Annotated in this window: 11 protein-coding genes; 3 read left to right on the forward strand and 8 right to left on the reverse strand. The window is 29.2% G+C overall.

Annotation, left to right across the window (positions count from 1 at the left end; translation table 11 throughout):
• Positions 1-1128 (reverse strand): cache domain-containing protein (locus AJ932_RS08565; protein WP_257841542.1); only part of this gene is annotated, 1128 nt, incomplete at its 3' end.
• A gap of 236 nt (positions 1129-1364) precedes the next feature.
• On the opposite strand from AJ932_RS08565, the gene AJ932_RS08570 reads away from it, so the two are divergent.
• From AJ932_RS08570 to AJ932_RS08580, 3 genes are read left to right on the forward strand one after another with little or no spacing between them, the layout of a single operon-like run.
• Complete coding sequence (locus AJ932_RS08570) at positions 1365-2240, forward strand: metal ABC transporter solute-binding protein, Zn/Mn family (protein WP_070233931.1); 876 nt, start codon at positions 1365-1367, stop codon at positions 2238-2240.
• A 12-nt stretch (positions 2241-2252) separates the two neighbouring features.
• Complete coding sequence (locus AJ932_RS08575; protein WP_070233933.1) at positions 2253-3107, forward strand: ABC transporter ATP-binding protein; 855 nt, start codon at positions 2253-2255, stop codon at positions 3105-3107.
• Entirely contained in the window at positions 3100-3903 is an 804-nt protein-coding gene (locus tag AJ932_RS08580) for a metal ABC transporter permease (protein WP_002870414.1), read from the forward strand. The genes AJ932_RS08575 and AJ932_RS08580 overlap by 8 nt, the downstream gene beginning before the upstream one ends.
• Here the strand turns inward: AJ932_RS08580 and AJ932_RS08585 are convergent.
• The 7 genes from AJ932_RS08585 to thrB are packed head-to-tail and all read right to left on the reverse strand — an operon-like array spanning position 3892 to position 12125.
• Positions 3892-5220 (reverse strand): McrC family protein, encoded by a 1329-nt coding sequence (locus tag AJ932_RS08585; protein WP_070233935.1) that lies wholly within the window; start codon positions 5218-5220, stop codon positions 3892-3894. The two genes, AJ932_RS08580 and AJ932_RS08585, sit on opposite strands and share 12 nt — an antisense overlap.
• The gene (locus AJ932_RS08590) at positions 5213-7552 is read right to left on the reverse strand and encodes an McrB family protein (protein ID WP_070278749.1); all 2340 of its coding nucleotides are present in this window, start codon (positions 7550-7552) and stop codon (positions 5213-5215) included. The genes AJ932_RS08585 and AJ932_RS08590 overlap by 8 nt, the downstream gene beginning before the upstream one ends.
• A 45-nt stretch (positions 7553-7597) precedes the next feature.
• Complete coding sequence (rimP, locus tag AJ932_RS08595) at positions 7598-8014, reverse strand: ribosome maturation factor RimP (RefSeq protein WP_070233940.1); 417 nt, start codon at positions 8012-8014, stop codon at positions 7598-7600.
• Positions 8004-8366 (reverse strand): 30S ribosome-binding factor RbfA, encoded by a 363-nt coding sequence (gene rbfA / locus AJ932_RS08600; protein WP_002778650.1) that lies wholly within the window; start codon positions 8364-8366, stop codon positions 8004-8006. Before rbfA ends, rimP begins: the two co-directional genes overlap by 11 nt.
• Positions 8363-10978: a translation initiation factor IF-2 gene (infB, locus tag AJ932_RS08605; protein WP_002870411.1), complete on the reverse strand. Its 2616-nt coding sequence runs from the start codon at positions 10976-10978 to the stop codon at positions 8363-8365. The genes rbfA and infB overlap by 4 nt, the downstream gene beginning before the upstream one ends.
• Entirely contained in the window at positions 10965-11222 is a 258-nt protein-coding gene (locus tag AJ932_RS08610) for a DUF448 domain-containing protein (protein WP_002870410.1), read from the reverse strand. The genes infB and AJ932_RS08610 overlap by 14 nt, the downstream gene beginning before the upstream one ends.
• 24 nt (positions 11223-11246) lie before the next feature.
• Complete coding sequence (gene thrB, locus AJ932_RS08615; protein WP_002857455.1) at positions 11247-12125, reverse strand: homoserine kinase; 879 nt, start codon at positions 12123-12125, stop codon at positions 11247-11249.
• Between the last annotated feature and the right edge of the window lies 1 nt (position 12126).

A 12126-nucleotide genomic window follows, 5' to 3' on the forward strand; every position in this document is an offset into this window, starting at 1 on the left:
TTCTTTAACAGCTTGATTGTCTTGTTCTAAACCTTTTTTAGTAGCAAGGATGTTTTCGTTGATAGCACTTGAGATTTGTCCAAATTCATCATTGCTTTTTACTTCTATAGTGGAAACATTTTTTGTTTTATGATTGATAAAGTCAAAGAATGAAGTTAAACCTGTTTGGATAGCTGCAAGTGGAGAGAGGTATTTTGATACGATGAAATAAAGGAGGATGACGCTAATAATACTTGTAAAAATAACAATCGCAGTTTGTATAAATGCAATTTTATAAACTGGAGCTTCTATTTGTTCTACTGGTTCTCCAACGCAAGCAGTATAAATTCCAGAAACTTTTGCACACACAGCAAATCTTTCACTATTATCTTTTGGTCTAGTATACTCAAAAGGTTCAAAATCTTTCTTGGTTTTTGCAAGATTTGCAATTGCACTAATATCATAACCTTGTTGTAAAAGAGCTTTGTCTGTAGAAACAAATACTTTATTTTCTTCATCAAATACAAAAGTTCTACCTGGTAAATTTTCAAATTCAGCTTGCAAATCTGCTGCAAGAACATCTACGGCCAAAACTCCTATAAATTTACCATCTTTATAAAGCGGAATAGAATATGTAAAGCAAGGTAAATTTGTAGTTACATCAATATAAGATGGGGTAATATAAAGTTTATTTGTTTTAACTGCTTCTATATAATATTCTCTTGTTCTAGCATCATAATTATCAGCTTTTCCATAAGTTCCAAAATCTAAATTTTTAGCATCAGAGTCTGGATCGCTTACAACAAGTTCACCACTTGGTTGAGCAATATAAACTGCTAAGAATCTTCCAGCATCTCTAAAATTCTTTAAATCTTTTCCAACATAATGCATTAAAGCATCTTGACTATCTAACTGTTCTACAGGATGCTTTAAAATACTTTTAGCCAAACTTTCAAGAGCTAAAGAATTTCTTGCCTTAAAAGACTCCATAGAATTTTTAGCCGTTTTAACATAATTTATTTCAGCATTCACAACTTCATGAAAAATTGCTTGCTTTACAAATATAAATGTTACAACACCTAAAATTATCAAACACACTACTGCGATTAAATTTGCAATCAGTGAAACCTTCAATTTTACGCTTTTCATAATTTAAGCGCTCCTTTCTAATATTATTTTATAGGGATATTTACATAAAGTTTTATAATTATAAATTAAAAAATTTAAATTTTTACTTAAATTTAAAAGTTATAAAAAATTAATTTAATTAATATTAAATTAATTTATATTTATTATTTTTATTTAAAGTAATATCGCTTCGAAAATTCTATGTATTAAGCTTAATATCGTTATAATTTAGAAAAATTTATATCGAAGGAAATATTTTGAAAAAAATTATATTATTTATCTTATCTTTAGGGATATTTTATACTTTCACACAAGCTAAAAACTTCGAACAAGATCAAAATAACAACAGCAATTTAGTTAGTGTCAGTATAGCACCTCAAGCATTTTTTGTTAAAAAAATAGCTGCAAATACTCTAGATATCAATGTTATTTTGCCCCCAAATAGCAATGAGCATAATTTTGAATTTAAACCAAGCACTATGAAAAAACTTGAAAAAAGTGATATTTATTTCACCATGGGCTTAGAATTTGAGAAAGTTTTTACGGATAAATTTAAACAAAATTTTCCAAAACTTCAAGTTGTAAATATGCAAAAAAACATAGCTTTAATTCAAACTCATGACACTCACGAACACTCTCATGAACATGAGCATTTTGATCCTCATACTTGGTTAGATCCTATTTTAGTCCAAACTATGGCTTTAAATATTTATGACACCTTAATTCAAAAATATCCACAAAATAAAAATTTATATAAACAAAATTTAGATAAATTTTTAGCAGAATTAGATAGTTTAAATTTACAAATTGCCTCAAAATTAGAAAAATTAAAAAATAGAGAATTTGTAGTTTATCATCCTTCTTGGACATATTTTGCAAAACGCTATAATCTTACGCAAATTCCTGTAGAAATTTTAGGCAAAGAACCAAAAAGCAAAGATTTGCAAAACCTTATTACTCTAATAAAAGATAAAAATTTAAAAGTCATTTTTGTTCAAAATGGATTCCCTGAAAATGCAGCAAAAACACTTGCTAAAGAATGTAATGTAAAAATTTACAAAATAGATCATTTATCTTATGATTGGGAAAATGAGCTTTTAAAAACTGCTGATGCCTTTTCTCATAATTTATAATCAGGCTTTTTGATGCTTTTTTTTGAAATTTCTAATCTAAACTACGCTTATGACAATGAAATCATCTTAAAAAATATCAATCTTAGCTATGACAATAAAGACTTTCTCTCTATCATAGGTCCAAATGGCGCAGGAAAATCAACACTCGTAAAACTTATCTTAGGACTTTTAAAATCCAAAAATAAAATCCATTTCAAAGCTCTTCAAAGAAAAGAAATAGGCTATGTTCCTCAACACACTCTAGCCAATCCTAATTTTTGTCCAAGAGTGCTTGAAATCGTTCTTATGGGACTTTTAAGTAAAAAAATTTTTGGTTTTTATGGGAAAAAAGATAAAGAAAAAGCTATGCAAGCTTTAAGAAGCGTAGGAATGGAAAAATTTTGGAACAAAACAATTGATTCTCTAAGCGGAGGACAAAGACAACGTGTTTTTATCGCAAGAGCCTTAGCTAGTGAATGTAAGATGCTTATTTTAGATGAACCTACCGCAAGCGTTGATAACAAGTCTGCTATACAAATTTTTGAACTTCTAAGCTCTTTACACCAAAAAGGCATGGGAATTTTACTCATTTGTCACGATATCAACCTTGTATTAGCTTATAGCGATAAAATTGCACATTTAAACAAAGAACTTTTCTTGCATACCAACACTAAAGAAAAAGAAAAAAGTTCATTTTTAAAACATTTATACGAAAACCACTCTCATTTTTGTGATGTAGAAATGAGTTTAAATACTTGTTTTTGTGATGAAGAAAATTGCGATAGTAAAAAACTATGCGAACAAGAATTTACAAGAAGAAATTTGAAAAAAACAGAATTTAAAAAAGAAAATTTTTGTTTAAAATTTTCAAAGGAAAATAATGCTTGAAATTTTAAATTTCACCTTTTTTCAAAACGCTTTACTAGGAGCGATTTTAGTTAGTATAGCTTGTGGGATCATAGGTACTTTGGTGATGATAAATCGCCTTTTTTCTATGGCTGGAGGTATAACACATGGAGCTTTTGGTGGTATAGGTATAGCTTTTTATTTCTCTTTACCTATTTTATTAAGCACGGGAATATTTACTTTATTTTTGGCTTTTTTAGTAGCTTTTTTAGCTAAACACTATGAACACAGAAGTGATAGTATTATCGCTGTAATCTGGGCTTTTGGAATGGCTGTTGGGATTATTTTAATCGATTTAAGCCCTAGTTATAACACAGATTTAATGGCTTATCTTTTTGGAAGTATTTTAGCTGTAGGAACACAAGATTTATGGCTTATGGCTTTGGTTGATAGCGTGGTGGTTCTTTTGATCTTTTTATTTTATAGACAATTTGAAGCATTAAGCTTTGATGCGGAATTTGCAAAAGTTCGTGGTATCAATACAAGTTTTTTTCATTATCTTTTAATCGCCCTTATGGCTTTTTGTATAGTTATTTCTATACGCCTTGTAGGGCTTATTTTGGTTATGGCTTTGCTTAGTATCCCAAGCTTTATTGCTGAAAATTTCACTAAAAGACTTGGCTTTATCATGATTTTGGCAAGTTTTTTAAGTATGATTTTTTGTGTTTTAGGACTTATACTTAGCTATTATCTTAATCTCTCAAGCGGTGCTTGCATCATAGCTGTAGCTTGTTTTAGTTTTTTAGTGCATTTGATAGGCAAATTTTTAAAAAGGTAAAGGTGCAAAACACACTTGCACTTTTATATCTTTTTGCCCTTGTTCTTTAAAATACAAATGTTCGCTTGCTTTAAAAACAAAAAATTTTTCTGCGATTTTTCTTTGTAAATCTTGAGTTTTTTCACATAAAGGATACACAAGTTTAATATCATAAATTTTAAATTTGCAAGCATAAGCAAACATTTGATATAAATCGCTTTGTTCTATGCCCTGCTTTTTATCTTCATCACTATCTGGAATTTTCCACTTGGTATCTAAAATCATTTTATTTTCTATATATAAATCAGGCTTTAACATGAAACAATTTTCATCATTTTTTGAGATTAAATACTTTCCATTGTTTTGAACTTTAATATCTTGAGTTGGATTTGCTTTTTTTAGCATATAAGCTACATAATCTTCAAAAATTTTCTCCATAGGAAAAAGCAAAGCAAAAGCTTCATTTTTACCATGATAAGGCATAAAACTTTCATTTTTTAAGAAAATTTTACACCACAAAAGCAAGTTTTCATAATAATCAAAATGTCTTGAAATTTTATAACTAAAATCTTTTTCATAATTTTTAGAAAATTCTACCTCATCGAGCATTTGCATAGATTTTATAAGTCTAAATTTATTCAAACTTGTTTTGGATTTTAAAAAATTTAGCGTTGATTTTATCAAACGATTGGGTGCTATATCTAAAACAAACTCATCATTGCTTGTAAAAAATCTTTCTTTGTGTATCAAATTTTGCTTGATATGCTTGTTAAATAGTAATTTTCCCTTTAAAAAAGCCCTATTTTCTTCGCAACTTAGATAAGATCTCATCAAGCCTTTTTTATACACGCTATCAAATTCATCTAAAAACATAGTGATAAACACTTCAAATAAAGGAATTTTAGAACTTTGCAAAGATGAAATTTGCGATTTTTTAAAGGGGGAGTTTTTTAAGGTTTTTAGCATATTTATCAAAAGATTTTTGGGATTAAATTTAAAATCTTTTTCATAAAAATCATTATTTTTAGAAATATTGTCTAATTCATAGTATCTTTTTAGTTTTTCTTTATCGTGATTTGAAGAGCTATCTTCTTTTTTATAGCTATCTAAATTCGTGCATTTTGGCAAGATCTCCAAAACCCCACTTTTAGTCTGTATAATGCCGACATAATTTTTAGCTTTTAAGGTATTTTTATTTTTAAAGCCTAGAAGATTTTCATTATTTTTTGCAAAATCTTCTAGCTCTTTATAAAACCCTTCGGCCTTTTCTTTGAAAATTTCTTTTAAATCTTCTTTAGAAAAAGCTTGGTGTTCGATGATGGAAAAAGTGCTATTCATTTTCGTTTTTTAATTTATTTGCTATTTCATCATTATAAATTGCTTGATATATTTCTATTTTATCCCAAATTTTATCATCAAATGAAGCAATATTATAAATACTTCTCTCGCTATTAACACTATCTAGATTTTTTATTTTTTGAAGATATTTATCATCTTTTTTATCTTCAAAAATCATACCATTATCATTTAAAACCGCATTAATCAAAGCATAATCATTATAAAAATACTCTTGCAAAAGCGGGATAATTTTGTTTTGAAAAATACTTTTTAAATCATTTAAATTTTCAACACCTATAAAAAATGCGTGTCCTATGGTTTTTTCTCTATCTAGTAAATATTCTATACGAGTGTTTATAGCTTTTAATAATTCTTGTAAATTAATACCTTCGCAATCCATAGATAATTTGCTCACATCAGGCATCATCTCAATAAATTCAAAGCGTCTTCGCAAAGCTGTATCAAGAGAAGTTATGCTTCTATCGGCTGTATTCATAGTGCCTATGATATAAACATTTTTAGGCACTCCAAATTTTTCACCGCTATAAGGCAAAGTCACTTTTAACTCTTCTTTTTCACCTATCCTTTTACTAGGCTCTATCAAGGTTATAAGCTCACCAAAAATCTTACTTACATTACCACGATTAATCTCATCTATGATGATTATATAAGGTTTTAAAGAATTATCATTGTTTTTATTATTTTCAATCTTTGCAGTTAATTGTTTTTCATATACTTTAAATTTTTTCACTAAATTAAAGTAATAAGTATGAGTTCTATCAGCATAATCTCTATTAAATACCTTTTTAAACATTTCAGTAGCATTGTTAAATTCATCTTTGCATTTTAATAACTCCATAAATATAGATAAATTTAAATTAAAAATTCCATCGAATCTCTCTATGCCTTCACTATAAATCACAATTGTTTTATTATCAATTTCAATAACAAAGAAATTTCCACCCTTTGTTTTACCAATAGGCTCATTTGTTTCCAAAAGCCAATTTAAAAAATTTTCAACCTTTTCTTTTAATTCTATTTTTTTATTCAACTCATCTGCATTTAAGATACTATTCTCATAATTATCCAAAGCTTTTTCGCAAAGTTCTTTAAAAATTCCATCTTTTATTTCATATTCTATTTCTTTAGAATTTTCTTCACTATCTATGCGAGGCTTTATACCTTCTACAAATTCTTCATATCCATAGCTTTGATGAAAAGTAGTAAATACTATTTGTCCCTTTTTGACATACTCATCAAATTTTGCTTTTTTGTCATCTCTACTTTCTAAATTTTTGCCCAAAATTTCCAAAGCTTTATCTATAGTATGATAAGTTTTTCCTGTCCCTGGAGACCCATAAAAAATTTGATTTAAGGGTATAATTTTCATATTTGATTCCTCAGATTGCACTCTTTCAGTTATAAAAATATCTTGTTCATAATAATCAATCAAAAAAGCTCTATAATAATTCAATGCACTAGAATTGCTGTTTTTTAACTTAAATTCTTCATTTTTATTTAATTTATTTATATTTTGATCAAAACTAAATAAATCACAACTATATAGATTTTCTTTTAAAAATTCTTTTGATATATTTTCTATAACTTGAATATATTTATTTATAGTATTTTTATCTAATTTCTTTTTATTTAAATATTCACTAAATAAATTTTTCATTTTATCTATATAATTTTGACTATTCATGCCATATTTATTCCATAAAGGAATAGCTATATTTTCTATCATTTTAACTAATGATAAATTTTTATTCTCTAATAATTTTTTATGTATTTGATATATTTTTAATTTTTCTTTAAATTCATTTAAAGATATTAAATCTAAAACATTTTTAGAAAAAATATTAACTATTTTTATATTCTTTACATCTTGATAATGAAAAGCTATTTTCCATTTAATTGCATCCCCAAAATCTATTTTTTCTATAGTTTTTAAATTATTATCTTGACTTGCTTGTATTATTTGTATGATTTTTTCTTTGATATTATTAAATGCTTCATTTTCATTATTGCCATATTTAGCAATCCAAGCATAATTTTGACTATATAATCTACCACTAGAAGATTCTTTCTGACTTTCATCATTTCTTCTATATATACCAAATTTAAAAGCTGAGCCACCCCAAATACTTCCTAGATTATCCAATTTGCTTTCTATCCAAAAAGTAAAATCATCTCTATTTGGATTATCTTTTTTAATGTTAGTATATTCTTCAAGAGTCATATTTTTAACTTTTTCTAAAGTCCATACTTCTTGAAAATTTAAAAAGCCATCAAGCATTTCTTGTAATTTTTTTTCATCTAAATTCCACATTACCAAATCCTTAAATTATGCTATTTTAAATCATATTTAAATTTCCTACCACTCTACAAAAGTTCTAGCTTTTTTAATATCTGCAATTTCTATACTGATTTTTTCTTCTGAGTCTTCTATAAGAATGCGTTCATTTTTGACTTCTAAAAGTGTGCCTTGAAATTTTTCTTTTTCATTGGTTGTGATCTTCACAAGTTCACCTATACTTTTAGCAAAGTGTTCTATCTTACTCAGTTTTCTTTCAAGTCCTGGTGAAGATACTTCTAAAAAATACTCTCCATTTACAGGTGGTTCTACATCAAAAATAGGCGATAAAATTTCACTAAGCCTTGCACAATCATCAAGATTTACCCCGCCTTCTTTTTGCACATAAATTCTATAAATTTTTCTGCCATTTTCACTTACTAGCTCATCATCATAAAAACTAAGTCCTGCTTCTTTGCAAAGGGCTTCAAGATTCATTTTTATCCTTTTTTATTTTTTCAAAAAGTGCATCCATATGGTTTTGATACTCGAGCCTATCATCAAATTTAAAGTGAAAATTCGGACACCTATACCAGCCCTGCTCACTCATGCAGTAATTTTGCAAAGCTCTACTTGCCTTTTTTAAAGAAGATAAAATTTTTTCTTGCTCATGAACATTAAAAAACATCTTATCAAGATACACAAAAGCATCATATCTGCCTTTTTTACACTCTACATCCACTACACACAAATTTTTCAAATTTTCATCATCTAAATTTGCTAAAGCTTCAGGGATCAGCTCTTTTAAGATACTTTCAGTGCGTAGTTTTTTAATCTCACTTGGGTTCATAGACTTGCTTGTTCCTCTACTTCTTTATAGCTTTCTATATAATCACCCACTCTCATATCATCACACCCTTCTATACCTACGCCACACTCATAGCCTTTTGCCACTTCTTTAGCATCATCTTTAAAGCGTTTAAGCGAGCTTACATTTCCTTCATAAACCACAACTCCGTCACGGATAAGGCGAATTTTAGCTCCACGGTTAATCACCCCTTCAGTTACCATACAACCTGCAATTTGTCCGATTTTTGGCACATTGATCACTTGTCTAATCTCTGCTTGTCCTAATTGCTCTTCAGAAATAATCGGACTCATCATACCACCAAGCAAGGCTTTTACATCGTCTAAAAGATTATAAATCACATTATAGGTTTTAATTTCTACGCCTTTATCCTTAGCACGCTCTTTAACTTCCCCTGTTGGGCGTATGTTAAAACCTAGTACTATAGAGTTTTCACTCGCACTTGCAAGCTCTATATCACTTTGTGTGATCCCTCCTACCCCGCTATGAATGATATTCACTTTAATCTCATCATTTCTAAGTTTTTCTAAACTTGCTTTTAAGGCTTCTAAAGATCCTTGTACATCAGCTTTTAAAATAACAGGCAAGGCTTTTAGATTACCTTCTTTGATCTTAGCTCCAAGCTCATCAATGCTAACTTTAGTAGATTTACTAAGTTCTTTTTGGCGATTGTATTCGTGGCGTTTATTAGCGTATTCTCTTGCTTCTTTATCGGTTTTTACTGCGATTAAAATTTCACCTGCATCTGCTACTTCGCTAAGCCCTACGATAACCCCACATTCGCCTGGTTTGATTTCTTTTAAAGCTTTACCTTGATCATCACTCATCGCACGCACTTTTCCATAAGCCTCACCTGCAACCACAGTACTTCCTACAGTAAGTGTTCCATTTTGCACGATGATAGTAGCTACCGCACCACGCCCTTTTTGCACAGAACTTTCTATAATACTTGCTTTAGCAAAACTTTTTGGATTGGCTTTAAGTTCTAAAATATCAGCTTGTAAAAGCACGATCTCAAGCAAATCTTCAATCCCCATTCCTGTTTTAGCCGAAACCCCTACAAATTCATAAGATCCGCCCCATTCTACTGGCATGATTTCCATTTCTGCGAGTTGAGTTTTTACCATATCAGGATTTGCTGCTTCTTTATCCATTTTGTTAATAGCAATAATAATAGGCACACCTGCTGCCTTGGCATGATTTATCGCTTCTTTGGTTTGTGGTTTTACCCCATCATCTGCGGCCACAACAATGATTACAATATCAGTGATACTTGCACCCCTTGCACGCATAGCAGTAAAAGCTTCGTGACCTGGGGTATCGATAAAAGTAATTTTACGTCCATTTTTTTCTACCATATAAGCACCCACGTGCTGAGTAATACCCCCTGCTTCACCACTTGCAACGCGTGATTTTCTGATATAATCTAGCAAAGAAGTTTTACCATGATCAACATGCCCCATGATGGTAATCACAGGTGCTCTAGTCACTAAATCTTTTTCATCAGTCTCTTCTTCATAGTCTTTTACATAATCAAACTCATCAGCCTCGTTAATGATATTGATCTCTATACCAAATTCAGCAGCCAAAATTTCAATCGCATCTTCATCTAAGAAATCATTTTTTGTTGTCATCATTCCAAGCATGAAAAGTTTTGAAATCACTTCACTAGTGCTTTTTCCTATCTTATCAGCGAATTCATACACACGAATTTCTTTAGAAATAGAAACACTACTTACTTCTTCTACTTCCTTTTTTTCAATCTTTTTAGGTGGTTTTTTACGACTTCTTCTTTGAATTCCACCTTCAAGCCCAAAACCCGCAGAATTTCCAACAGCTTGTCTTATAAAATTAGGTTGTTTTTTATTAATATTTTGTGGTTTTTCTTGTTCTTTTACACTAAAATCAGGTAACACTACCTCATCTTCATCTTCTAAAGAAATATCACCAAAATCATGTTCATCTAAAAAATTCATTTTTTCGGTACTTTCTTTTTTACTCGCAACAAAAGATTTTTTTTCTTTTTTCTTTTTCTTTAAACTCTCATCAGCATTTGAAAACATAGTTTTTAAACTTAAGCGCTCTTCGTTATTGATAGATATATCATTTGAATTTTTTACTTCTTCTTTTTTAACTTGAATTTCTTCTTCGTCTTTTTTCTTTTTAACAATGACAAGTCCGCGTCTTTTGGCTAAAGTTGCACTAGCAAGGCTTTGTGGCTTATGAGCATCAATAATTTCTTGTTTTTCTTGTTCTTTTGCATTTTCTTTTTCAACTTTTAATTCTTCTTTTTTAACTTCTTGTTTAAGCTTTTCTTCTTTTTTAGGTTCTTTTTTTTCAGATTCATTTAGCTTTTCTTGTTCTTTTATATTTTCTTTTTTAGGCTTTTTTGCCGTAGGAGTTTTGATATTTTTCTTAAAAGCTTCTGGAATTTCTCTTGTTTGTATATACTCATAAATAGCTGCCGCGATCTCAGGTTCTACAGCATTTGATGCTGTTTTAATTCCAAGTCCTAATTCATTTGCCTTTTCAATAATTTCCTTACTATCATAACCTAATTCTTTTGCGATTTCATGAATTCTAATCTTTGCCATTTAAAAATATCTCCTTAAGTCCTTGCTGAGTAATTTTAGTATTTAAATTTTTACATATTTTAGAAAATGCTTTTTGTAAGATTTTATCTTCTTTCTCAATACAATTTTGACATAAATATCCGCTTCTTCCATGTTCTGCTTTAGGCACAATATCTCCTAAAACAACTTTAAATCTAAATAACATATTTTGCTCAAAGCGGTTTTTACACACTATGCACATTCTAATTGGTATATGTTTTTTCAAAATTATATCTTTTTTTTATATTTTTTAGCAAATTTCAAAGCCATTATCATCAAATTCTAAATATTGCACACGAAAATCTTTAAATTTTGTTTGCATTTTCTTTGCCAAAGCTAAAGCATCATCTTTAAAAGCTAAAGAAAAAAAGCTCGATCCCGAACCTGAAAGTGTGCTCATTAAAGCTTTATTTTCTAAGGCAAATTTTTGCACTTCAAAAAGCTCGGGTAAGTTTTTCATACGATTGATTTCATGGAGTTTATCTTGACTTGCAAATTTTAAAAATTCATATTTTTTCTCCAAAAAACAAGCGGTTAAAAATGAAGCATGGGAAAGGTTGAAAACCGCATCATTAAAACTTAAATTTTTGGCCAAAGCTTGGCGTGATTGTTCTGTGCTCATTGCCAAATTTGGGATCACAACCACAGCAGCTAAATCTTTATCAATCTCTTTTTTGATACTATAAACTTTATTTTTTTCAACCAAAGAACACACAAAACCACCAAGAGTAGCTGGAGCGATATTATCTGGATGGTTTTCGTAAATTAAAGCTTCATCTAAAATACGTTCTTTTTCTACCTTAAATCCACTCATATAATAAGCACTGGCAATAGCTCCAACAATCACAGCTGAAGAGCTTCCTAACCCTCTTGAAAGAGGAATGTTATTTTGAAAAATAAAACGAAAATTATCTTTTTTTCCGCTTAGTTTTTCATAAATTTCATAAAAAATATTTACAAATATATTGTTTTTTTTAAGAAAAATATTATCACTGCCCTCACCTCCAATACTAATGCTAAAAACACCTGATTTTTGGATTTGAGTTTCATTAAAAAGCTTTAAACTAAGTCCTAAACAATCAAAACCTGGCCCTAAATTCGCACTCGTAGCGGGAACTAAAATTTTCAAA

Origin of the sequence: Campylobacter sp. BCW_6873, assembly GCF_001762365.1 — a bacterium.
GTDB lineage: Bacteria > Campylobacterota > Campylobacteria > Campylobacterales > Campylobacteraceae > Campylobacter_D > Campylobacter_D jejuni.

What these genes read in the sequence shown, in the direction of transcription:
- AJ932_RS08575 (WP_070233933.1), top strand. Translation starts at nt 2,253, where the DNA reads ATGCTTTTTTTTGAAATTTCTAATCTAAACTACGCTTATGACAATGAA.
- AJ932_RS08580 (WP_002870414.1), top strand. Translation starts at nt 3,100, where the DNA reads ATGCTTGAAATTTTAAATTTCACCTTTTTTCAAAACGCTTTACTAGGA.
- AJ932_RS08585 (WP_070233935.1), bottom strand. Translation starts at nt 5,220, where the DNA reads ATGAATAGCACTTTTTCCATCATCGAACACCAAGCTTTTTCTAAAGAA.
- AJ932_RS08590 (WP_070278749.1), bottom strand. Translation starts at nt 7,552, where the DNA reads ATGTGGAATTTAGATGAAAAAAAATTACAAGAAATGCTTGATGGCTTT.
- rimP (WP_070233940.1), bottom strand. Translation starts at nt 8,014, where the DNA reads ATGAATCTTGAAGCCCTTTGCAAAGAAGCAGGACTTAGTTTTTATGAT.
- rbfA (WP_002778650.1), bottom strand. Translation starts at nt 8,366, where the DNA reads ATGAACCCAAGTGAGATTAAAAAACTACGCACTGAAAGTATCTTAAAA.
- infB (WP_002870411.1), bottom strand. Translation starts at nt 10,978, where the DNA reads ATGGCAAAGATTAGAATTCATGAAATCGCAAAAGAATTAGGTTATGAT.